This window comes from Modestobacter italicus, assembly GCF_000306785.1.
GTDB classification, from domain to species: Bacteria; Actinomycetota; Actinomycetes; order Mycobacteriales; family Geodermatophilaceae; genus Modestobacter; species Modestobacter italicus.
This window is the reverse complement of sequence record NC_017955.1, coordinates 2405652-2428286: the sequence shown is the minus strand read 5'-3', so window position 1 is coordinate 2428286 and position 22635 is coordinate 2405652. Positions and strand designations below refer to the sequence as shown.

The following is a 22635-nucleotide window of genomic DNA, read 5'->3' as shown; positions in this document are numbered from 1 at the left end:
GCGCGGCCACTCCCGGGGGGCCGTGACCTCGGCCTCCGGAGCGGCTACCGTCGGACCATCGAGTGACCCAGGTCACAAGGAGGCCGCCGTGACGAGCACGACGTCGACACCACGCGACACCCGGTCCGGGACGCCACGGCCCGCGGCCGGGCCGCCGGTGCCCGCGGACGAGTCCGAGGCGCTGGCCTCGGTCGAGAACGCCGAACCGGTCGGCGTCCCGTCCTCGCGCGGCATGGCCCGGGCGGTCCTCTCCACCCTCGCCCAGCCGGGCCCCCTCGCCCGGGAGGCCGGCCGCCTCGGGTGGAACGCGGTCCGCATCCTGCGCGGCACCGACGAGATCGCGCCCTCCCCCCGGGACAAGCGCTTCGCCGATCCGGCGTGGTCGACCAACCCCGCCTACCGCCGGCTGGCCCAGTCCTACCTCGCGATGACCGGGTCGGTGAACGCCCTCGTCGAGGCCTACGAGGCCCGGGGTGCCGACTGGCGCGAGGTGGAGCAGGCCCGCTTCGTCATCACCGCGTTCACCAGCGCGCTCGCGCCGACCAACACCCTGCTCGGCAACCCGGCCGCCGTGAAGCGGGCCTTCGACACCGGCGGGCGCAGCGTCCTGCGCGGCATGGGCCACCTGCTCTCCGACCTGCGGCACAACGGCGGCCTGCCCACCCAGACCGACCGCAGCGCCTTCACCGTCGGCACCGACCTGGGCATCTCCCCGGGCGCGGTCGTGCACCGCGACGAGGTCATCGAGCTGATCCAGTACACGCCGAGCACGGCGCACGTCCGGCAGCGGCCGGTGGTGATCGTCCCGCCCCCGATCGGCCGCTTCTACTTCCTGGACCTGCGTCCCGGGCGCAGCCTCGTGGAGTACGCGGTGAGCCGCGGCCTGCAGGTGTTCATGATCAGCTGGCGCAACCCGACCGAGGAGCAGGCGGACTGGGGCCTGGACACCTACGCCCAGCGCGTCGTCGACGCGGTCGGGGTGGCGTCGGAGATCACCGGCTCGCCGGACGTCACGACCCTCGGGCTGTGCGCCGGTGGTCAGGTGATGACGACGGCGCTGAACCACATGGCCGCGACCGGCGACGACCGGGTGCACGCCGCCGGCTACGCGGTCACGCTGCTGGACTTCGCCAACCGGGCGCCGCTCGGCGCCTTCTCCGGCCCCCGGCTGCTGGAGCTCGCCCGCCGCAACTCGCGCCGGCGCGGGGTCATCAGCGCCCGCGAGATGGGCGCGGTGTTCAGCTGGATGCGCCCCGACGACCTGATCTTCAACTACCTGGTCAACCAGTGGCTGATGGGCGAGGACCCGCCGGCGTTCGACATCCTGGCCTGGAACGCCGACGGCACCAACCTGCCGGCCCGGCTGCACGAGCAGTTCCTGGAGATCTTCGGGACCAACGCGCTGGTCCGGGCCGGGGCGATGCGCGTGCTGGGCAGCCCGGTGCACCTGAGCCGGATCACCGTGCCCACCTTCGTGACCGGGGCCCTGACCGACCACCTCACCCCCTGGGACGGCTGCTACCGGACGACCCAGCTGCTGTCCGGGCCGAGCACCTTCGTGCTCAGCTACAGCGGCCACATCCAGAGCCTGGTCAACCCGCCGGGCAACCCGAAGGCCCACTACTGGACCGGCGGCGAGCCGGGTCCGGACCCCCACGCGTGGCGCGCGTCCGCCGAGCGGCACACCGGCAGCTGGTGGGAGCCCTGGGCGGAGTGGATGCTCGAGCGGTCCGGTGACGAGGTCCCCGCACCGGCGGCCCGGGGCAGCGCGGACCACCCGCCGCTGGAGCCGGCCCCCGGCTCCTACGTCCGCGACCGCCGGCCGGCCTGACCGGTCACGAGGCGGGCACCATCCGTCGCAGCTCCGCGAGCAGCACCCCGGGGTGCTGCAGCGGCAGGAAGTGCGTGCCCGGCAGCTCCCGCAGCCGCGCCCCCGGCAGGCTCCCTGCCGCGCGGCGGACGTCGGCGACGTCGACCAGCGAGTCGTAGCGGCCCGCCACGAAGGTGACCGGGCCGCGCACCCGCGAGATGTCCAGCGGTGCGTGCTCGGCGATCGCCAGCGCCAGGTGGCGGAACCAGCGCCAGTCGTGGCGGGAGAACTCCTGCAGCACCGCACGCAGCGCGCCCGGGTGCGCCATCTCGCTGGCCGGCCCCCGCAGCGCGCCGGGCGACAGCAGCTCCGGCCACGGCGGCAGGCTCGCCGCGATCGGCGGCAGCATCGGGCCGATCGCGAGCAGGAGGGCACTGCTCCACCGGCCGACCGGGGCACGCAGCCGGCGGGGCACCCCGTAGGGGGCGAACATCGAGGAGAAGGAGCCGCCCGGCACGCCGGCGACCGCCAGCACGCCGAGCACCCGCGCCGGGTCCTCCAGGGCCAGCTCGAAGGCCACGTTGACCCCCAGCGACCAGCCGATGACGGTCGCGGCCGGCACGTCGAAGGCGTCGAGCACCGCGCGGGCGTCGTCGGCGTGGTCCTCGACGCGGACCCGCGCCGGGTCGGCCGGGCGCGCCGACCCGGTCAGGCCGCGGTAGGACCAGCTGAGCACCCGGTAGCCGCTGGACCGGCCGACGAGCCCCGGCCAGGCCGCCTCCGGGGCGCCCAGCCCGTTGCACAGCAGCACCGGCGGCCCGGTGCCGTCGTTGCACCAGGCGCGCAGCGCGGTGCCGTCCGCACCGCGCACCGTCCGGGTGCTCAGGTGAACGCCTCCCGCAGCTGCTCCGACGCCGGCCGGGGCTCGTCCGCCGCCGTGGCCGGCGCCTCCGCCGCGACGCCCGCGGCACGGGCGTCCCGGACGTCGACGACCGCCGGGTCGACCCGCATCACCGCGTAGCCGGCCACTGCCCCGGCACCGAAGCCCGGCGCGAACACCCGGACCGGGGTGGTGATCACGCCGTCCCGGACGGCGTCGTGGATGGCCAGCGGGATGCTCGCCGACGACGCGTTCCCCGTCGTCTCGATGTTGAAGTAGAGCTGGTCGGCGCGCAGCCCGGCCCGCTCGGCGAGCTGCAGCACCATCGTCTTGTTCGCCTGGTGCGGGACGATCAGGTCGATGCTGTCCAGCAGCGAGCCGGCCGCGCCGTCGGGGGCGGGCAGCGCCCCGATCTCCTCGATCATCTGCGCGAGGTAGCGGCCGGCCAGCGCCTTCACCTGCGGGCCGAAGACGGTGATGTTGTTGTCGAACTCGGGGTTGGGCCAGATGATCGAGTTCACCTCGCTCGCCGGGCCGCTGGCGTAGGTCTGCAGGTAGTCGAAGTCGCCGCCCTGTCCCTCGCCGGCCACGCCCACGATCATCGCGGCCGCGCCGTCGGCGAACAGCATCCGCGACGGGCGGACGTTGCCGATCTTGTCCGAGAACTTCTCGGCGCACACGACCAGGACCGGCCGCTCCACCTCCTGCAGCAGCCGCGCCGCCTCGGCCAGCCCGTAGGGCATCCCGGCGCAGGCGGCGACCAGGTCGTAGGCGGCGTGGGTCTGGTGGATGCCGAGCTGCCCGCAGATGTAGGTGGCCAGCGACGGGATCAGCCGGGAGCTGGTGCAGGTGCACACCACCACGCCGCCGATCTCCTCCGGCCCGCGCCCGGCCTTCTCCAGCGCCGCCTCCGCCGCCTGCAGCGCCAGCTCCTCCAGGCTCAGCGAGGTGTACCGGCGCTCCTCCACCCCGGTCTTCTCCTGGATCTCCGCGGCGCTCATCGGGGACCAGTTGTAGGCGGAGTTGCGCACCACGTCGTCGTTGGTGCACACCTGGTCGCCGTGCACGGCGACCAGGCACTCCAGCCGCGGCAGCACGGTGAACGCGCGGCGCACGTCCACCGGCGGGAACGGCCGGACCGGTGGCCGCGACTCCCGCGGGGCCGGCGCCTGCCGGGGCACGGCGCCGGTGGCCAGGCGGCGCAGGAACTCCCGCACCTCCCGGTCCCGGGGGTGGAAGGCGACCACGTAGTCGTCGTCGGAGATCTGGTCGGCCCGGGCCAGCTCCACCGCCGACCGGTCCCACGGGTACTGGTTGTGCAGCACCATCGCCCAGCGGTGCAGCGCCTCGAGCTCGGGCACGTCCTCCCGGCAGTCGAGGACGTCGTCGTACTCGTAGACCGGGTAGTCCGGGTCGTAGTGCGGCAGCCGGAAGGTGAGATTGGCCGGCTCCGCGAGGAACTCCGCCACCGTCGGCTTGACGGCCGGCAGCGTCGTCGCGTGGTTCCTGCGGTTGCCGAAGACGTCGAACAGGACGCCGAAGACCTGGTCCTCGACCTCGCCGTCCCACCGGGCCGGCAGCGTCGGGTAGGCCTGCTCGACGGCGGCGACCTTGGTCTCGCCGTCCTCCCAGGGCTCCAGCACGGGCAGGAAGACGTCGGAGCGGGTCCGCGGCAGGTCCGCCCACCGGGTCGGCCGCTTGTCGTACATGGTGATCGAGAAGCGGTTGGCCCAGAACAGGTTGAGCGCGATGTCCCGCATCAGGGCGTACCGGTCGTCGTAGCCCCCGGTGCGGATCCGCTCCAGGATGTCGGTCCCGCTCGGCGCCTTGGTCTCGAAGTCGCGGCGGATGACGGTGTCGAGCTGGTCCAGCGACTCCATCGTCGAGAAGTCCAGCTGCGGCATGACGCTCGAGGGGAAGACCAACCGACCGTGTCGGTTCAGCACGAAGGCGTTCACGGGGTTCCTCTCTGACGGTGCTGTCGTCGCGCAGACCCGGGTCAGCCTGCGCGCTGCATCCCCCGCTCGACGGCCGCGATGAGCCGCGGGCGCAGCTCGGCGGCGGGGACGATGTCGTGGACCGAGCCCATCCGGCGGGCCCGTCCGATGTCGTGGACCGCCTCGAACTCCGCGGCCACCTCGCCCAGCTTCTCCGACCGGACGCTGCCGCGGAGGGTCGCCAGCTCGACCCGCAGGGAGGCCGCCCCGGTGCCGTCGGCGGCGGCGACCGCGGCCTCCAGCTCGCGCACCCGCGGATCGGCGGCGGTGCGCTTGTCGACCTCGCGGGTGAAGACGACGGCGGCGGCAGGAGCGCCGCCCAGGACCGAGGCGTAGGAGCCCTCGACGGCGAGGACCTCCATGCCCTCGTTGAGCACGCCGGAGAACACCACGAACGCACCGCCGTGGTACCGGGAGACGACGCAGAACACGATCGGGCCGTCGAAGTTCGTGATCGCCCGGCCGATCTCCGCGCCGTACTCCAGCTGCAGCGCGCGCAGCGACTCCGGTGACCCGTCGAAGCCGGAGAGGTTGGCCAGCACGACCAGCGGCCGGTTCCCGCTGGCCGCGTTGATCGCCCGCGCGGTCTTCTTCGACGACCGCGGGAAGAGCGTGCCCGCCGTCCACTGGTCCGGGCCGTCGGCCGGACGGCTGCCGCGGCGCGCGACCGGCCGGGACTCGATCCCGATCAGCGCGACCGGGTGCCCACCCAGGTGGGCGTCGACGACGACGGACGTGTCGGCGTCGGCCATGCCGGCCCACCGCTCCAGGACGGCGTGGTCCTGGTCGGTGACCGCGCGCATCAGCGTGCGGATGTCGAACGGCTTCTTCCGCTCGGGGTTCGCGGTCGCCGAGAAGATGTCCCCGACCGTGGTGAAGTCGCTGGCCGGGTGCTCGTGCGGGAACGACCGGACGTCCCGGTCCCGCGGGTCACCGGTCCCCGCCGGCCGGGCCCAGCGCTCCCCCGGTGCCACGTAGGTGTGCTCGTAGTGCTGGAAGAGCAGCTCGCAGGCGGCGGTGAGGTTCGGCGCCCAGTACTGGGCCTGCCCGTTGGGGCCCATCACCCGGTCGTAGCCGCCGATGCCGAAGTTGTCCTCCGCCGACACCCCACCGGAGTAGTCCAGGGAGTGCTTGCCGGTGAGCACCATCGCGCTGTCCGGGGTCATGACCAGGATGCCCTTGGTGTGCATGAGCATGGTGGCCTCGGCGTTCCAGTACGGCTGCGCGCCCACGTTGATCCCGGCGACGACGACGTTGACCTCCCCGCCGGCCTGGGTGAACGTGATGATGCGGCGCAGCGCCCGGGAGACCCAGTCCATGTTCTCGGTGCCGCTGTCCATCGAGATGCGCGCCCCGGAGGACAGCGCGAACCACTCCACCGGGATGCCGCGCTGCTCGGCGAGGTCGAGGGCGGCGACGACCCGCGCGCACTCCGGCTCGGCGACGGTGCCCAGCGCCTTGGTCGGGTCACCGAATAGCACGACCCGGGTCATCCCCTCCGGGTGGCGTTCGGTGGGCGTGCTGACGACGCCGGCGATGATGCCGGCCGTGTTGCGCCCGGCCGGCCGGTCGACGGGTGCCAGCCGGCCCTGCTCGTCGAGGTCGTGCTCCACGAACGTGCCCCCGGGACCAGCCAGCAGCGGGGCGAGCTCGTAGGGGTAGATCGCGCCGCGGGCGCGCGAGCTCAGCACCTTCTCGGCGTAGTCGTCCAGGGTGCGCAGCGGCTCGGTCGGCCGGTCGGTCACCTCCATCCGGACACCGGTGCCCGGCCGGTAGGAGAAGCGCAGCGCCACCTCGCGCGGCGGACCACCCGCCTCGTCCTGCAGCCGGGCCAGCAGCACGATCTGGTCGACGCCGGAACCGACCGTCAGCGGCGCGGCCATCCGGGCGAACGTGGCCACCTCCGACAGCGGCACCTCGATCGACGGCCACGCGTACAGGTGGATCCGGTTGTGCTCCAGCGGGCGGCGCGCGCGTCGCTGCGCCTGCCCGCGGCGGAGCCCGTCGAGGCAGGAGGTCAGCAGCCGCTCGATGGTCGGGAAGCCCACGATCTCCCCGGCCTCGTCGCGGAGCGGGGTCAGGTCCCGCACCTCGGCCATGGCGATGAGGCGCTCGTCGTTCGGGTTGTCCCGGGCGACGACGTGCAGGAGGTAGGTGTCCTCGGCCGAGGGCAGGCGGCGCCCGTCGAAGTCCTTGAGCCGCCACAGGTGGAGCCGCTGCGCGGTCAGCGGGTGCATCCCGCGGATGATGCGCTCCTCGGCCAGGCCGTCGGGGGTCGGCCGGAAGGTGACCGCGTCGACGTCGCCGTCCGGCGTGGTCACGGTGACCGTCACCCGGCGGAGCGCCGGCAGCGGCGCCAGCTCGGCGACCAGCTGCTGCAGCTGCGCGGCCATCTCGTCGGGGTCGGCCGGGCGGTCCGGCCAGGACAGGTAGAGGTCCACCAGCAGGGTGTGCGGGTCGGCCACGCCGTCGGCCAGCCGGCGCACCTCGGCCAGCGCGGCGGGGAGGTCGGGCATCCGCACCATCAGGGCGAGCAGGTGCAGCCGGGTGCCCTGCAGGTCGTAGTCGGCGGTGACCGCGGAGTTCCCGCCGAGCACCGACGGCCGGACGTCCTGCAGGCTGCGGCTGCGGTAGTAGCGGCGGGTGAGGACCTCCACGATCGGGTCCGGCCTGCTCGTCGGACGGTCGAAGCGCTGGGCCAGCAGCCGGACCAGCGGCTCGGGGCTGGCGACCAGGGCCTCGATCCGGGCCACGTCGTCGCTGGCACGGTCGTCGCCGGCACGGCCGTCGCTGGTGCTCCCGGGCGCGTCGGCGGCGTCGAGCTCGGCCAGCAGCCGCTCCGCCTGGTCGAGCACCTCCTGCCGGGCCTGCAGGACCACCGGCTCCTCGAAGTGGCGGTACCGCACGGCCCGGGCCAGGTCACCGGCCGACGGGTAGCGCAGCTGCGTCGCCCCGACCAGCCGGTCGAGCACCTCGGCCACCTCCGACCGCGCGGCGTCCGACGCCGGGAGGACGGTGGTCAGCCAGCGGTCCAGCAGGGCCAGCACGGCGGGCAGCTGGTCGCCGGTGCGCTGCTGGGCCAGGAAGACCCGGTACACCGCGTCCTCGAGGACCGGTCCCGGCTCCAGGTCGTCGCCGACGCCGTAGTGCGCGAGCGCCCGGCACAGCCGCACCCGGAAGCTGTCCGGCAGGCCCTCGCGGTCGACGTCGAGCGAGTGCAGGTAGGCGTGGAAGTACTCGCGCGGGCTGTGGACCTGCTGGTCGGCCTCCTCCTCCTCGCTGGCGGGGCGGTTGCGGGACAGCTCGCACAGGTCGGCGAAGGTGGTGAGCACCGCGAGCTCGGCCTGCAGCAGCTCCGGGTCGTCGCCCGGGAGCTCGGACCGTGCGCTGCGGTAGCCCGCCACCAGGTCACCGGCGTGGCCCGCGCCGATGTCGTACCCGGTGATCAGCGACCGGAGCGCCGCCAGCAGCGACAGCGCCCGCTCCCGGGGCTCGCCCGCGGCCGGGCCGGCGCCCGCGGGGAGCTCGACCCGCTCGCCGGACACCTCCTCGACGTCGCCGCCGGCCCGGTCGACGGTGAGCAGCGGCGCGCCGGCGTCGACCTGGGCGTTGGCGGCGGCGCGCACCTCCCGCACCCGGCCGGCGAACGGCGCCCGGACCGCCGTCTCCATCTTCATGCTCTCCAGGACCAGCAGCGTCTGACCGGCCTGGACCTCCTGCCCGGCGGTGGCCCGCACCGCCACGACCACCGCGGGTGCCGGCGCCCGCACCACCCCGCCGACGTCGGTCGCGACCCGGTGGGTGACGCCGTCGACCTCGACGAGGGAGGACCCGGTGCCCTCGACCGCGACGACCGCGAACCGGTCCTCCCCCACCGACAGCCGGCTCTCCAGCCCGCTCAGCCGGTCCACGTCGACGTCGGCGGACCGGCCGTCGAGCTCGACCCGGTAGCGGTCGTGCCCCACCCTCGCCACACCCAGCCGGTAGGCCTGGCCCCGGTACCCCAGCTCCACGACCCGGCCCACCTCGTGCGGGGCCCGTGGCCGCCCGCCCCGCGCGGAGGCCAGGAAGGCGCTCCGCTCCCGGGCCTCCTCCGCGTCCGCGACGTCGATGGCCACCCGGACCAGGGCCACCCAGGCGTTGCCGGCGGTCTCGGCGCGGCTGCCCGCCCCCGTGCGGTCCAGCCAGCCGGTGTCGGCGGTCCCGCTCGCCACCTCGGGCCGGTCCAGCAGGTCGAGCAGGAAGGACTTGGTGGTCGTGCCCCCGCGCAGCACGACGGTGGTCTCCCGCAGCGCGCACCTGAGCCGGGCGAGCGCCTCGGGCCGGTCGCGGCCCCAGGCGATGACCTTGGCGATCATCGAGTCGTAGAGCGGCGGGATGACGTCGCCGACGCCGATCCCGGTGTCCACGCGGACCCCCGGGCCGGTCGGCAGCCGCATGAGCACGACCTGGCCGGGAGCCGGGGCGAAGCCCTGCTCGGCGTCCTCCGCGTTCAGCCGGGCCTCGATCGCGTGGCCGGACCGGGGGGGTGGGTCGCCCTCGAGCCGGCCGCCGGCCGCCACGTGCAGCTGCAGCTTGACGATGTCCAGGCCGGTGGTCTCCTCGGTGACGGGGTGCTCCACCTGCAGCCGGGTGTTCACCTCCAGGAAGGTGAACAGCTCCTCCTCCGGCTGGTAGAGGAACTCGACGGTGCCCGCACCGACGTAGCCGGCCGCCTTCACCAGGGCGACGGAGGACTCGCGCAGCGACCGGTCCTGCTCCGGACTCAGCGCGGGCGAGCTGGACTCCTCCAGGACCTTTTGGTTGCGCCGCTGCACCGAGCAGTCGCGGACCCCGGGCGCCCACACCGCGCCGTGCTGGTCGGCGATGATCTGCACCTCGACGTGCCGGCCGCCCTCCACCAGCCGCTCCATGAAGACGGTCGGGTCGCCGAAGGTGCGCCCGGCCTCCGCCTGGGTGCGGGTGAGCGCCTCCTCCAGCTCGCCCTCGGACCGGACGACCCGGATGCCCCGGCCGCCGCCGCCGCTCCGGGACTTGACGATGAGCGGGTAGCCGATGGCCGCCGCGTGCCGCCGCCCGTCCTCGAGGCCGGCCACCGGACCGCCGCTCCACGGCGCGACCGGCACCCCGGCCTGCTCCGCGAGCACCTTGGCCTCGATCTTGGCGCCGAGCAGCCGCATGGCCTCGGGCGGCGGCCCGATGAAGACGACGCCGAGCGAGGCGCACAGCTCGGCGAACGCCGGGTCCTCGGCGACGAAGCCCCAGCCCACCCAGGCAGCGTCGGCGCGGCTGGCGCGCAGGGCCCGGGCGAGCTCGTCGTGGTCGAGGTAGGGGTTGCCGGCCCCGGTCTCGCGCAGCAGCACGCCCTCGTCGGCGGCGCGGACGAACGTCGCCCGGCGTTCGGACTCGGTGTGCAGGGCGATGACGCGGGTGCGCGTGCCGTGCTCGGCGTTGAGCTCGCGGACGGCACGGGTCAGGCGCATGGCCGGCTCGCCCCGGTTGATCACGGCGATGCGGTCGAACACCCGGCACCCCTCCCTCTCGGTGGTCCCCCGTCCGTCGTCGACCGGGGGGCGTGCGGCCGGGCCTACATGTCCAGGCCGCCGTTGACCCCCCACACCTGGCCGGTGATGTAGGACGAGGCGTCGGCGGCCAGGAAGTGCACGACCCGGGCGACCTCGTCGGGCTGCCCGAGCCGGCCGAGCGGGATCTTCGCCCGCAACCCGGCGAGCACCTTGTCCGGTACGGCGTCCAGCATCTCGGTGGCGGTGTAGCCCGGCGTCACGGCGTTGACGGTGATGCCGATCCCGTCGCCGGCGCCCGAGCGCTGCAGCTGCATGGCCGCTTCCCGGGCGAGGGTCTTGGTGAGCCCGAACAGCCCCGACTTGGCCGAGGCGTAGTTGACCTGCCCGATCCCACCGGTCTCGCCGATGACCGACGAGATCATCACGATCCGCCCGCTGCCGCGTTCCAGCATGTGCACCAACGCGGCCTGCGACAGGTAGAAGGCCCCGGACAGGTTGACGTCGATCACCCGGCGCCAGTCGTCGTCGCCCATCTTGGCCACCGTCCGGTCGACGGTGATCCCGGCGTTGTTGACCAGGATGTCCAGCCGGCCGTGCTGGTCGATCACCTCGGCGACGCACCGGCGGCAGTCGTCCGCCGAGCCGATGTCCCCGCGGTGCAGCGACACCTTGCTGTCCGGGAAGGTGGCGGTGGTGTCCTGGGCGAACTTCTCGGCCGCCTCCTGGTTCCCGCTGTAGCCGGCTGCGACCTCCGCGCCCTGCGCGGCGAGGCTGCGGCAGATGGCCGCGCCGATCCCCCGGGTGCCCCCGGTCACGAAGGCCACCCGACCGAGCAGCTTGTCGCCGGTCCTGGCCGTTCTCTCGTGCGTCTGTGTCACCGGGTCCTCCTCGGCAGAGGGGCGCGCACGCCTCTCCAGGACCGGAGCCGGTGTCGTTCCGGACGCCGCCTGCTCCGGCATCGGGTAGCGGAAGCATCCTGCGGGACCGCCCGGCCTGCAACCGAGACGGCGCCGGATGCGAAGGGCTCGGACCCGCGGTCCGCGTTCGGAGTCCCGGGTCGAGCGGCCGTGGCCGACCCCCTGGTGCGGCCTGGCACGGGGGTGTAGTGAGGAGATCTGGCCTTTCGACGAGGGAGCGCTCCGATGTCCGACAAGTCGCCCCACGACAACCACTCCCCGAAGAAGTCGGGCAAGGCCGTCAAGGCCAAGCGCAGCGAACGCAAGGACGAGCAGCGAGCCGCCACGGAGATGGACCGGCTGATGCACCCCCGGCGGGCCACGCGCTGACCGACCGGCGCAGGGCCGGGTTCACCGCCGGTCGTTGCGGCGTCGGATGGTGATGATCCCGGCGACCACCAGCAGCAACGGGAGGACCAGGCCCCACATCAGCCAGCCGTTCATGGCCCGCCTCTCTCGGTCGTGTCGGAGAACGACGCCCCGACGCGCCTGTTCGTGACCGTCAGGCTGCACCGGACCTCCGCGCGCGGCGTCACCCGCAGAGGACGAGGACCGGGTGGGATGCGGAGTCCCGCTGCCCGGCGGTCCGGTGGGGAGCCGGCTGTGCCGCCGGTCGGCTGCACGTCGCACGGGCCCCGGTCGACGAGCGACGGGAGCGGGGCGCCGCCCGCTCAGCTCGGCGCCGGCCGTCCGGAACGGCGCGGCGACGGGCCCGCTGCCCATCCGCGCGGGGTGAGGCACGGCGGTGCCGCACCGACGAGGGTGCGGGGAGCAGCACGAGCACCTGCTCCGACGCCGCTGCGGGAGGTCCGGTGACCGACGAGGCGAACGACCCCGTTGCTGAACGGGCACCGCCCAGTTCGCGGCTGGCCCTGCTGCTGGCAGCAGCGATGTTCGTCCTCGTCGTCGACACGTCGCTGATGAACGTCTCGATCTCCGCCGTGGTCGACGATCTCGACACCACGGTCAGCGGCGTCCAGTCCGCGATCGCGCTCGAGGCGCTCGTCTCCGCCGCCTTCATCCTGATCAACAGCAAGGTCGCCGACCTCATCGGCCGCAAGCGGGCCTACGTGCTGGGACTGCTGGCCTACGCGGTCGGGGCGGCGGCGATGACCGTCGCCCAGGGTCTGACGGCGATCATCGTCTTCTGGGCGGTCGTGGGCGGGCTGGGCGCGTCGTTGCTGCTGCCGGCCATGCAGTCCCTGATCCACGGCAACTTCGACGGCGCCGCCCGGAAGAAGGCGTATGCCCTGGTCGGGGCGGCTGCCGCGATCGCCGCCGCCGTCGGGCCACTGCTCGGAGGGTTCGTCACGACGTACCTGTCGTGGCGGGTCGGGTTCCTGCTCGAGGTCGTCATCATCGCGGTGGTGCTCGCCAACATCGGCCTGGTGCGCGACGTCGCCTACACGGGTCCCCGTCAGATCGACCTCGTCGGCGCGGCGCTGTCCGTCGTCGGCATGGGCGGCGTCGTCCTGGGGATCCTGGTCTGGCAGGAGGGCGGCGAGGCGGTCGGGGCGCTCATCGTGGTCGGCGTCGTCGGGCTCGCCGGACTGGCGTACTGGCTGGTGCACCGCAAGCGCCAGGGGAAGCCGACGCTGATCGACCCGGACCTGTTCGGCTTCCCGCACTTCCGGCTCGGGTTCGTCCAGCAGATGCTCCAGCAGGTCACCCTGGGCGGCGCGATGATCGTGCTCCCGATCTTCTTGCAGATGACCCTCGAGTACAACGCGATGCAGGCGGGGCTGTCCCTCGCCCCGCTGTCGTTGAGCATGTTCGCGGTGGCGGTGCTCGCGGGCCGGATGGTGGGCAAGCGGCGCGCCAGCACCGTCGTCGGTGCCGGGTTCACCCTCACCACGGTCGGACTCCTGCTGGTCATCCCGATCGTCCCCCGGGCGGACTTCGGCTGGTGGCTCATCGGCCCGCTGGTGCTGGCGGGGTCCGGGCTGGGCCTGCTGGTGTCCCAGCTGAACAACTACACGCTGGCACCCATCCAGGAGGAGCGGGTCAGCGAGGCCGCCGGGGTCAACTCGGCCGCCGGGTCGTTCGGGTTGTCGTTCGGGCTGGCGGTCGCGGGCGGCATCATGCTGGCCGCGCTCTCCCTGGGCTTCACCTCGAGGACCGAGGCGAGCACCGTGCTCTCCCCCGGCCAGCAGGAGCAGATCGCCGAGGTCCTGGAGACCGACGCCCAGGTGATGAGCGACACCCGGCTGGACGCGGCGCTCGACGGCCAACCGGACGACGTCCGAGCGGAGGTCCTCCGCATCAACAGCGAGGCGCGGGACGTCTCACTCCGGGTCGCGTTGCTCGTGCCCGTCCTCGCCGGCCTGATCGGGGTGCTCAACTCCTTCCGGATGAGCCGCCTGCCGGACATCACCCCGGCCGCCCCGCGCGAGGGGACGACGCTCGGCTGACCGGCCGGCGTCGCCCGCTCGGCGACCGAGGACGGGAGGACGGGCCGGGTCCAGCTCCGCCGGCTACGCCTAGCCGCCGTCGGCTGCGGCCAGCCACTCCTTGGCGCGGGGCAACTGGGCGACCGGGTAACCCCGGAGCTGCCCGGGCACGAGCACGGACAGCACGCGCAGCGCGGGACGGAGCCAGTCCTCGTCGCTGACCACCGCGACCCGCTCGTAGGCGGAGGGATGGCGGACGGCGAACTGCATCTCCTCGGTCAGCGTGTCCCCCTCGTACTCCCCCATCTCGGCGCCGAGCAGGTACAGCAGCCGGATCTTGCGGCCCGCGGCGATCTCGCCGCGCAGCACAGGTTCGACGGCGTGCTCGAAGTCGTCGTCCTCGACCTTCCCGATCGCCTCGAACCCGACCGTGCCCGCGGGCATGTCCCTCATCCGCCTGAGCATCCCGACCCCTTCCGCGCGCGGGGCTCGGCACCCGCGCAGTGACTCGGCCGGCGGCCCGCGCCGAGGCCGTGGACACCCATTCACCCGCGGCGAACCGGCCGCCTCCTCATCTCCCCGGGGTGACCTCTCCGTGCCGCCGTCCCCCGGGTCCAGCGCTGCCGCGGCAGGCAGTCGCCGCGCAGTCGGCACCCCACTGTGATCCAGGTCATACTCTGCACCGACACCAGGACGCCGGACCACCGCGCCGGCTGCGGCGGTCCGGCTCACCGATGCGCCAGGAGGAGTCTCGCGTGGCCAAGATGCGCTTCGGGCTGTTCATGCCCCCGTTCAACAGCCCGCCCACCCAGAACCCCACGACCTCGCTGCAGCGCGACGTGGAGACCATCCAGCTGCTCGACCGGCTCGGCTACGACGAGGTCTGGGTCGGTGAGCACCACTCGGCCGCGACCGAGATCATCGCCGATCCGCTGACCTTCATCGCCCACGTCGGAGCGCTCACCCAGCACATCAAGCTGGGCACGGGTGTGGTGTCCATCCCGTACCACAACCCCCTCTGGATCGCCGATCGCGCGATCCTCGTCGACCACCTCATCCGCGGCCGCCTCATGCTCGGCGTCGGCCCGGGGTCGCTGCCCACCGACGCCGCGATGATCGGGCTCGAGCCCGACCAGCTGCGACCGGCGCTGGCGGAGGACCTCGACGTGCTCCTGCGCCTGCTCACCAGCGACGACCCGGTGTCGGTGACGACCGACCGGTACGAGCTGGTCGAGGCCCGCTGCCAGCTGGCCCCCTACCAGGACCCCTGCTTCGAGGTCGCCGTCGCCGCCACCGCCTCACCCACCGGGCCGCGGCTGGCCGGGAAGTACGGGCTCGGGATGCTGTCGGTGGGTGCGACCACGGAGATGGGCTTCGACGCGCTGGCCCTGCACTGGGACGTGTGGGAGGCGGAGGGAGCCGCGTCCGGACGTCCCGCCGACAGGTCCCGCTGGCGGCTGATGGGCCCGATGCACATCGCCGAGACCCGGGAGCAGGCCGTCGAGGACATCCGGTACGGGTTCGACGCCTTCGTCGAGTACACCCAGAAGACCCTCGCCCTGCCGCCGGTCCGCATCCCTGGCGACACCTTCGAGGAACGCCTCGCCTGGATCGACCAGACCGGATGGGGCGTGGTCGGCACCCCCGACGACGCGATCCGCCAGCTCCAGCGGCTGGTCGACCAGTCCAACGGCGGGTTCGGCTGCTTCATCCTGCTCCAGCACGACTGGGCCAACTGGCAGGCCACCCAGCGCAGCTTCGAGCTGTTCGCCCGCCACGTCGTGCCGGCCTTCCAGCCCTCGCAGAAGCGGCTGCTCGCGTCCGAGGCGTGGGCGCGCAGCAAGCACAGCGAGCTCGACGCCAAGAACGGCGCCGCCATCCAGGCCGCGACCGACCGGTACGCGCAGGAGAAGGCAGATCAGGAGCCCGCGGGCGCTGGCCGGTCCTGACCCGGCGAGCCGCTCGTTCACCGGGCGGGAGGACGACCGGGCACCCGTCCGGTCGCGCTTGTGACGGCCGGGACCGGCGGTCACGGTGGCCCGCAGCCCGCTGACCGACGTCCCTGGACGGCACACTGTCCGCCCACGACGTCGTCCCGGGAGGCACGCCGCCATGACCGCAGACCGCCAGGAGCTGCTGCGCTCGCTCTACGCGGCGTTCAACGCACGCGACATCGACACGGTGGTCGCGGCGATGTCGCCGGACGTCGACTGGCCCAACGGGTGGCAGGGCGGCCGGGTCGTCGGCCACGAGGCCGTCCGCCGGAACTGGGAGCGCCAGTGGGCCGAGATCCGGCCCACCGTCCGACCGACCGCCTTCTCCGAGCGCGAGGACGGGAGCCTCGAGGTGACGGTGCACCAGGTGGTCCGGGATCCGAGCGGCGCCCTCCTCGACAGGACCGACGTCCGCCACGTCTACGCGTTCGACGGGGACCTCGTGGGCCGCATGGACGTCGAGACGTGACGACTCGGCGCCGGTCGTCCGCAGCACCCGCAGTCCCAGCCCGGCCGCCGCGTCGGACACGTGCCGGAGGAGGGCGGACTTGCCGATCCCGGCCTCACCACGGACCAGGACGGCGGCACCGCGACGCCGGACGCCGTGCAGCAGCTGGTCGAGCGCGTCGATCTCCGCGTCCCGGCCGACGAGGCCGCTCCCGCTGAGGTCCGCGCCCATCTGCGCCCACCACCGTCCGCTCCGGCGCGGACGGTGCGGAGGGCGATCCGCGACGCCCGAGGAGACCGCCGCAATGTAGTGGGCCGGGGGCGCACGCGGGAGGACGGGGCGCTCCCGGCGACCGAGGTCAGCGGGTGGGGCTCAGCGCCGCCCGTCGGCCGAGGTGACCTCGGCTGCCTGACCCGACCGGTGGCACTCGGCGCAGGTGCCGAAGATCTCCAGGGTGTGCCGGACGTCGACGAAGCCGTGCTCGCCGGCCACCCGGTCGGCCCACCGCTCGACCGTCGGACCCTCGACCTCCTCGGTGCGACCGCAGCCGCGGCACACCAGGTGGTGGTGGTGGGTCGTGCTGCACCGGCGGTAGATCGCCTCGCCGTTGTCGGTGCGGATGGAGTCGAGCTCGCCGTCGTCGACCAGCGCCTGCACGGCCCGGTACACCGTCGACAGCCCGATCGTGTCCCCCGACGCCCGGAGCTTCGCGTGCACCTCCTGGGCGCTGTGGAAGCCGTCGAGGCCGTCGAACACGGCGTTGACGGCAGCGCGCTGGCGGGTGTTGCGGATCATCTCGTGGTCGTCCCCTCGTCCACTGGGCAGCCTGCGTCGTCCTGGTCGACGGACACCGGACCTGCTCCCTGCACCGAGTGCGCCGCGTGGTCGAGCGCATCGCGGACGATGTGCCCGACGTGCGGGTCGACCAGCGCGTAGTGCACCTCGCGGTGCCGCCGCTCCCCCACCACCAGCCCCGCGCCCCGCAGCACGCGGAGGTGCTGGGAGACCAGCGGCTGGGGCGCCTCCAGGGCGTCGACCAGCTGGTGGACGCACCGGCTGCCGTGCTCGACCAGCAGCGCCACGATCGACAGCCGCATCGGCGCCGCCAGGGCGGCCAGCAGGGAGCTCGCCGCCTGCACCGTCCCCGGGGCGACCCGTGCGGACGGACGCTGCTCCGGGGTCGCTGCGGCGGTCACCACATCAGGATAGGGCCATGTGAGAACCGTTGTCGCCGCACCGGATCAGGCGGACAGCGCCGCGGCGACGTCGTCGATGTTCCCCTGCATCCAGGAGACGTAGTCCGCACCGTCGGGCAGCGTCTCGGTGACCGGCACGACGGCCACGCCGGCGGCCTCCGCCGCGGCCAGGACCTGCTCGGTCTCCGCGCCGGTGGTCTGCCCGTTGTAGACCAGCGCCCGCACCTGACCGGAGCCGAAGAGGTCGAGGGTCTCCCGCAGCACCGCCGGGGCGACGTCGCCGCCCTCCTCGATGGCCTCGGAGAACTCCTCCGGGGTCCGGTTCTCCGCGCCGAGCGCGTCGAGCAGGTAGCCGGGCACCGGCTCGGTGATCGCCACGCCCGCGCCCCGGGTGGACGGCAGGGCCTCCTGCTCCCGGGTGACCAGACCCTGCAGCTGCTCGGCGAAGTCCGCGCCGTTGGCCTCGTAGGTGGCGGCGTTGCCCGGGTCGATGTCGCTGAGCTGCGACACGATCTCGGCGGAGACCTTCCCGACCGTCTCCAGGTCGTACCAGACGTGCTCGTTGAGCTCTTCGCCCGCCGCCTCGGCCTCGGCCTCGCGCCCGGACAGCTCGACGGAGTCCACGACCGGGGCGTCGGAGTCGCCGGAGGAGACCAGCGTGTCGACGAAGTCGTCGTAGCCGCCGCCGTTCTCCACGACCAGGTCGGCCTCGGAGACCGCCAGCTGGGTGCGCGCGCTGGCCTCGTAGGAGTGCGGGTCGGCCGACGGGTCGCTGATGATCGAGGTCACCTGCACGTCGTCCCCACCGATCGCGGAGACGATCGACCCGTAGACGTTGGTCGAGGTGACGACGGAGACGCCGTCCTCCGCTGCGGCGTCCGCGTCCGATCCGCAGGCGGCGAGCAGCAGCAGCGACGAGGCAGCGAGGGCGGCTGCGCCGGTCCGGGCGATGCGCATGCAGGCACTCTCTTCTCTGGAACGGGAACGATTACCAATACCGTAACGCCTGCCCGGCCTCCGGACGCCGGCGGGTCGGCTCGGCTCCCCGGAGCCGCCGGAGTCCGGTGAGTTGGTCCGACGCCGTCGACGACGACGCCACGGCCCTGCACAGCGCGTTACTGTCCGGCCATGGCCACCCAGCGGGCGCTGCTGCTGATCGCCGACATCGGCGGCTACACCGAGTACATGCAGTACCACCGCAGCATGCTCGGGCACGCGGAGGCGGCCACCCGGCGCCTGCTCGACAAGATCGTCGGTGCCGCGCGCGGCTTCGACCTGATTGAGATCGAGGGGGACGCTGCCTTCCTCTCCCGCGACGCCTCCGGGATGGACGGCGCGGCGACGCTCTCCGCCGTCACCGGTGCCGCCGTCGCCATGCACCGGGCGTTCCACACGCAGCGCCGGCTCGTCGAGCTCAACCTGTGCCCCTGCCAGAGCTGCACGCAGACCAGCGCGCTGAAGCTGAAGTTCGTCGCCCACGTCGGGGACGTCGCCACCCAGACCATCCGGCGCCGCAAGAAGCTGGTCGGCGTGGACGTCATCTACGTCCACCGGCTGCTCAAGAACGCGGTCACGGTGCCGGAGTACCTGCTCGTCTCCGACGACCTCTTCCGCAACGGTGGCAGCGCCTCCACCGAGCTGGTGGTGCACGAGATCGGGCAGGACCTCGACGACATCGGCCACGTGCAGACCTTCTACGTCGACGTCGAGGACATGGCCGCACCGCTCGCGCCCGCCCCGGCACCGTCGATGCTCGTGCGGCTCGGCGCCACCTTCGACATGGTCGGCCGGGGCCTCCCGCACGTCCTCCCCCACCGGCGCGCCCGGCCGCTCGCCCAGACCGGCTGAGCCGTGCCCGACGGGACCTCGGCCACGCGTTCCCGCTGTTAGCGTGCGCGCCGTGGGCGGCTCCTACCGCGAGGCGTGGGCGTCGGTCACCGGCAACCGCAACCTCCGGCTCGCCCAGCTGTCGTCGCTGTCGGCCTGGACCGGCGAGTTCCTGTTCCTCTCCGCGGTCACGGTCTACGCCTTCGACCAGGACGGCGCGGCCGGCGTGGGCCTCGTCGGGTTCCTCCGGGTGCTGCCGGCGACGGTCGCGCTGCCCTGGCTCGGCGCGCTGGCCGACCGGGTCTCGCGCCGGCTCCTGCTCGTGGTCGCGTGCGCGCTCCGCGCGGTCACCGCGGCGGGGGCGGCGGTCGCCGCCGACCAGCCCGCCGCGGTGTACACGCTGCTGACCCTCTCGACGGTCTGCCATGCCGCCTACCGGCCGGTCCTCGCCGCCCTCTTCCCGACGCTGTGCACCACCCCCGACGAGCTCACCGGGGTGAACGCCGTCCGGGCGATCCTCGACGGGGCGGCCGCGCTGGTCGGCCCGCTCGCCGCGGCCGTCCTGCTCGCCGCCTACGACCCCGCCGTCGCGTTCGCCGCGGTGGCGCTGCTCGCCGGTGCCGCCGGCGTGCTGGCCGCCGGGCTGCGGTACGAGTCGCCCCGCCCGGCCGCGGGCGACGGGCCGACCGGCCGGCTCGGCGTGGTCGCCGACGTGGTCGAGGGCGTGCGCGAGCTCCGCCGGCGGCCCCGGGCGCTGGAGGTGATCGTGCTGGGCGGCGCCCAGTGCCTGGTCCGCGGCGCGCTCACCGTGCTGGCGGTGGTGGTGGCCGTGGAGGTCACCGACCTGGGGCGCCCCGGCGTCGGCATCCTGTGGGCGGCGTTCGGGGTCGGCGGGTTCGCGGCGGCGATGGCGTCGATCGGCGCCGCCGGGAGCGCTCGGCTGGGCACGCTGTTCGGTGCCGGGGTCGCGCTGTGGGGCGCCCCGGTCGTCCTGGTCGGGCTGCTCACCGGCAGCCCCGTGGCGGTCGGCGCGTTCGTGGTCATCGGCGCGGCCAACGCACTGGTCGACGTCACCGGTTTCACCCTGCTGCAGCGGCTCGTCCCCGACCGGACCCTGGCCCGCGTGCTGGCCCTGACCGAGGCGGTGTTCTCCCTGACGGTGGCGCTGGGCTCGCTGGCGGTCCCGTTCGTCCTCTCCACGCTGGGCGCCACCTGGACGCTGGTCGTCACCGGCGGCATCCTGCCGGTGGCGGTGCTGGCGCGGTGGGCGGGGCTCCGGGCGATCGACGCCGACATCGGGGTGCGCAAGGACCGGATCGTGCTGCTGCGCCGGGTCGGCATGTTCCGCCTGCTGCCCGTCCCGGCCATCGAGAGCCTGGCGCAGCGACTGGGCAGGCGGGACGTGCCGGCGCTGACCGACGTGTTCGCCAAGGGCGACCCCGGTGACGCGTTCTACGTCATCGAGTCCGGTCGCGTCGCCGTCCTCGACGACGCCCGGGAGATCCGCCGGATGGGCCCCGGCGAGGCCTTCGGGGAGATCGCCCTGCTCCGGTCGGTCCCCCGGACGGCCACCGTGCGCGCCGTCGAGGACACCGCGCTCGCCACCCTCAGCGGGCCCGACTTCCTCGCGGCGGTCACCGGCTCCTCCGCCCCCTCCTCGGCCGCCGAGGCGGTGGTCAGCGACTACCTCACCCACGACGAGCAGCGGCACGCCGACCCCTCGCGGCCCGACCCCGACGGGGCGCCGGGTCCGCACTGAGCCCCATCAGCTCCCGGTGCGCACGAACTCGTCGCCGTCGAGGCGCCAGCGCACGGTGAGGGGCACCGAGGGGCCGCTGGCGTGGTTGTCGCCCGGCCCGTACGCCGTCATCGCCGCGACGATCTCGCCGTCGGCGACCGACAGCCCCGCCCGGTCGTACACCGGTGGCAGCAGCACGTTCTCCGGCATGGTGCGCGGGCTGGGGAGGGTGCCCAGCGGGCGGCCGCTCGCGGAGAAGACCTGGACCTCCTGCACGATGCCGTTGGACGGCTGCGGCGAGCAGTCGAGCAGGACGACGGCGTCGGGGGCACCGTCGCCGTCCACGTCGCCGTCGGCGGTGGCGGTGACCCGGACGTCGTAGTGGTCGTAGTGCGGGGGCCGGCTGGCGTCGGCGGGGACCCGGGCGACCCCGTCGACCACGGCCGCGCGGAAGCCGTCGGGGACGATGCCGTCGCAGGTCACCAGGTAGGTCCGGTCCAGCCAGTCGGGCTCGGCGACCGCCGGGGTGGGCGTCCCCGCCGTCTGCGCCGTGCCGGCGCACCCGGTCAGCAGCAGGCAGGCCAGCACGGCGGCCGCGCGGTACCGCGACGTGGACATCGGCGACCACCGCGCTCTCTCCGGACCGGGCGGACCGGGCTCCGCCCCGACCCGAGGGTCCCACCGCCGCCGGGGCTCGCCGTGCGCGTCGTGGGCGGCCCGCCGGCCGTGCCCAGCGAGCCGGTGCGTTGTCCGACGAGGCGACTGCGGACGGTGAGCAGCCGCCGACGGCGAGGTCACCGGTGCGTCCGCGGGTCCTCGGTGGGGTCGCGGTACGCCGGCGGGCAGCCGCCGTCCTCGGCACCCGCGCGCAGCTCCCTCGCCGTCACCGCGCGCCCCGGCGGCGGGCTCCACGTCGCCGTCACGCTGCCGGCCCACGCGGGGTGAGCGGTCAGAGGTGCTCGGTGGCGGTGGCCGTCACCTCGGGGGCGGTCGCCGCCCAGCTGGCCAGCAGCGCGAGCGCGTCCGCCGACGGCGACCCGGGTTCGGCGGTGTAGATGGTCAGCCGCAGGTCGGCCTGGCCCTCGGTGGGCAGGGCGAGGGTGCAGTAGGTCAGCCCCAGCGACCCGACCACGGGGTGGTGGAACTGCTTGACGCCCGCGTGGTGGATCCGGACGTCGTGCGCGGCCCAGCGGGTGCGGAACTCCTCGCTGACCGTCGACAGCTCGCCGACGAGCTCGCGCAGCTGCGTGTCGTGCGGGCGCCGGCCGGCCTCGGTGCGGAGCAGCGCGACGGTGATCTTCGCCGCGCCCTCCCAGTCGGGGTAGTAGTCGCGCGCCCGCGGGTCGAGGAACTGGAACCGGGCGAAGTTGGCCGGGCGCCGGGGGCCGTCGAACATCGGTGAGTGCAGCGCCCGGCCCAGGCTGTTGGCCGCGACGATGTCCAGCCGGCCGTTGGCGACGAACGCGGCGGACCCGGTCATCGAGTCCAGCATCCACTGCACGCGCGGCGGGAGGCCGGCCCTGCCACGCCGCTGCGGCGTGCGGGAGGGCCTCGTGGCCGCGGCGCGGGCCAGGTCGAACAGGTAGGTCCGCTCGGCGTCGTCCAGCTGCAGCGCCCGGGCGACGGCCTGCAGGACGTCCTCGGAGACGCCGCCGATGTGCCCCTTCTCCAGCCGCGTGTACCAGTCGGTGCTCACGCCGGCGAGGACGGCGACCTCCTCGCGGCGCAGCCCGGGGACCCGCCGCCGCCCCCCGCCGGGCAGCAGACCGGCCTGCTCCGGGGTGATCCGGGCACGCCGGGTGGCGAGGAAGTCACGGATGTCGGAGCGGTTGTCCACGCCTCCGAACGTACGGCGGCACCTCCGCGGAGGGAGG

17 protein-coding genes and 1 pseudogene are annotated in these 22635 nt (G+C 74.1%); 7 read left to right on the top strand and 11 right to left on the bottom strand.

Features of this window, described 5'->3' with window-relative positions; translation table 11 throughout:
• Positions 1-88: 88 nt before the first annotated feature.
• Positions 89-1831, top strand: coding sequence for a PHA/PHB synthase family protein (locus tag MODMU_RS11835; RefSeq protein WP_197537405.1), 1743 nt, complete (start codon positions 89-91; stop codon positions 1829-1831).
• A gap of 4 nt (positions 1832-1835) precedes the next feature.
• Here the strand turns inward: MODMU_RS11835 and MODMU_RS11830 are convergent, their stop codons facing one another.
• The 4 genes from MODMU_RS11830 to fabG all read right to left on the bottom strand — a co-directional run bounded on the left by MODMU_RS11830 (position 1836) and on the right by fabG (position 11090).
• Positions 1836-2681 (bottom strand): alpha/beta fold hydrolase, encoded by an 846-nt coding sequence (locus MODMU_RS11830; RefSeq protein WP_014740481.1) that lies wholly within the window; start codon positions 2679-2681, stop codon positions 1836-1838.
• Between the two features lie 11 nt (positions 2682-2692).
• The gene (locus tag MODMU_RS11825) at positions 2693-4648 is read right to left on the bottom strand and encodes a 3-oxoacyl-ACP synthase III family protein (protein WP_014740480.1); all 1956 of its coding nucleotides are present in this window, start codon (positions 4646-4648) and stop codon (positions 2693-2695) included.
• 41 nt (positions 4649-4689) lie between these two features.
• Positions 4690-10212: an ATP-binding protein gene (locus tag MODMU_RS11820; RefSeq protein ID WP_014740479.1), complete on the bottom strand. Its 5523-nt coding sequence runs from the start codon at positions 10210-10212 to the stop codon at positions 4690-4692.
• Between the two features lie 62 nt (positions 10213-10274).
• Complete coding sequence (fabG, locus tag MODMU_RS11815; protein WP_014740478.1) at positions 10275-11090, bottom strand: 3-oxoacyl-ACP reductase FabG; 816 nt, start codon at positions 11088-11090, stop codon at positions 10275-10277.
• 264 nt (positions 11091-11354) lie between these two features.
• On the opposite strand from fabG, the gene MODMU_RS28475 reads away from it, so the two are divergent.
• Together MODMU_RS28475 and MODMU_RS11810 are read left to right on the top strand one after the other, a co-directional pair.
• A complete protein-coding gene (locus MODMU_RS28475) occupies positions 11355-11498 on the top strand; it encodes a hypothetical protein (protein ID WP_014740477.1) in 144 nt (47 codons plus the stop codon).
• 482 nt (positions 11499-11980) lie between these two features.
• A complete protein-coding gene (locus MODMU_RS11810) occupies positions 11981-13579 on the top strand; it encodes an MFS transporter (protein ID WP_014740476.1) in 1599 nt (532 codons plus the stop codon).
• Positions 13580-13648: 69 nt separating this feature from the next.
• Here the strand turns inward: MODMU_RS11810 and MODMU_RS11805 are convergent, their stop codons facing one another.
• On the bottom strand, positions 13649-14011 hold the full coding sequence (locus MODMU_RS11805) for a SpoIIAA family protein (RefSeq protein WP_166503466.1): 363 nt from the start codon (positions 14009-14011) through the stop codon (positions 13649-13651).
• Between the two features lie 311 nt (positions 14012-14322).
• Between MODMU_RS11805 and MODMU_RS11800 the strand changes: the two genes are divergently transcribed.
• Together MODMU_RS11800 and MODMU_RS11795 are read left to right on the top strand one after the other, a co-directional pair.
• The gene (locus MODMU_RS11800) at positions 14323-15507 is read left to right on the top strand and encodes an LLM class flavin-dependent oxidoreductase (RefSeq protein WP_231851871.1); all 1185 of its coding nucleotides are present in this window, start codon (positions 14323-14325) and stop codon (positions 15505-15507) included.
• Positions 15508-15670: 163 nt separating this feature from the next.
• Positions 15671-16021, top strand: a complete 351-nt coding sequence (locus tag MODMU_RS11795; protein ID WP_014740473.1) for a nuclear transport factor 2 family protein — start codon at positions 15671-15673, stop codon at positions 16019-16021.
• A gap of 12 nt (positions 16022-16033) precedes the next feature.
• Here MODMU_RS11795 and MODMU_RS27670 read toward each other — a convergent pair.
• From MODMU_RS27670 to MODMU_RS11780, 4 genes and pseudogenes are all read right to left on the bottom strand, one after another.
• Positions 16034-16231: pseudogene (locus MODMU_RS27670) on the bottom strand (ATP-binding protein); the annotation flags it as partial.
• Positions 16232-16372: 141 nt separating this feature from the next.
• Entirely contained in the window at positions 16373-16795 is a 423-nt protein-coding gene (locus MODMU_RS11790) for a Fur family transcriptional regulator (RefSeq protein ID WP_014740472.1), read from the bottom strand.
• A complete protein-coding gene (locus tag MODMU_RS11785; RefSeq protein WP_014740471.1) occupies positions 16792-17196 on the bottom strand; it encodes an ArsR/SmtB family transcription factor in 405 nt (134 codons plus the stop codon). The genes MODMU_RS11790 and MODMU_RS11785 overlap by 4 nt, the downstream gene beginning before the upstream one ends.
• Positions 17197-17241: 45 nt before the next feature.
• Positions 17242-18153 (bottom strand): metal ABC transporter solute-binding protein, Zn/Mn family, encoded by a 912-nt coding sequence (locus tag MODMU_RS11780; RefSeq protein ID WP_014740470.1) that lies wholly within the window; start codon positions 18151-18153, stop codon positions 17242-17244.
• Positions 18154-18324: 171 nt separating this feature from the next.
• Between MODMU_RS11780 and MODMU_RS11775 the strand changes: the two genes are divergently transcribed.
• Both MODMU_RS11775 and MODMU_RS11770 read left to right on the top strand, forming a co-directional pair.
• Positions 18325-19044, top strand: coding sequence for a DUF2652 domain-containing protein (locus MODMU_RS11775; RefSeq protein ID WP_014740469.1), 720 nt, complete (start codon positions 18325-18327; stop codon positions 19042-19044).
• 52 nt (positions 19045-19096) lie between these two features.
• On the top strand, positions 19097-20782 hold the full coding sequence (locus MODMU_RS11770; RefSeq protein WP_166503465.1) for an MFS transporter: 1686 nt from the start codon (positions 19097-19099) through the stop codon (positions 20780-20782).
• 6 nt (positions 20783-20788) lie between these two features.
• On the opposite strand, the gene MODMU_RS11765 is transcribed toward MODMU_RS11770, so the two are convergent.
• Together MODMU_RS11765 and MODMU_RS11760 are read right to left on the bottom strand one after the other, a co-directional pair.
• On the bottom strand, positions 20789-21379 hold the full coding sequence (locus tag MODMU_RS11765; protein WP_014740467.1) for a hypothetical protein: 591 nt from the start codon (positions 21377-21379) through the stop codon (positions 20789-20791).
• 331 nt (positions 21380-21710) lie between these two features.
• Positions 21711-22598 carry a helix-turn-helix transcriptional regulator gene (locus tag MODMU_RS11760; RefSeq protein WP_014740466.1) on the bottom strand — a complete coding sequence of 296 codons (888 nt, stop codon included), beginning with the start codon at positions 22596-22598 and terminating at the stop codon, positions 21711-21713.
• Positions 22599-22635: the final 37 nt, after the last annotated feature.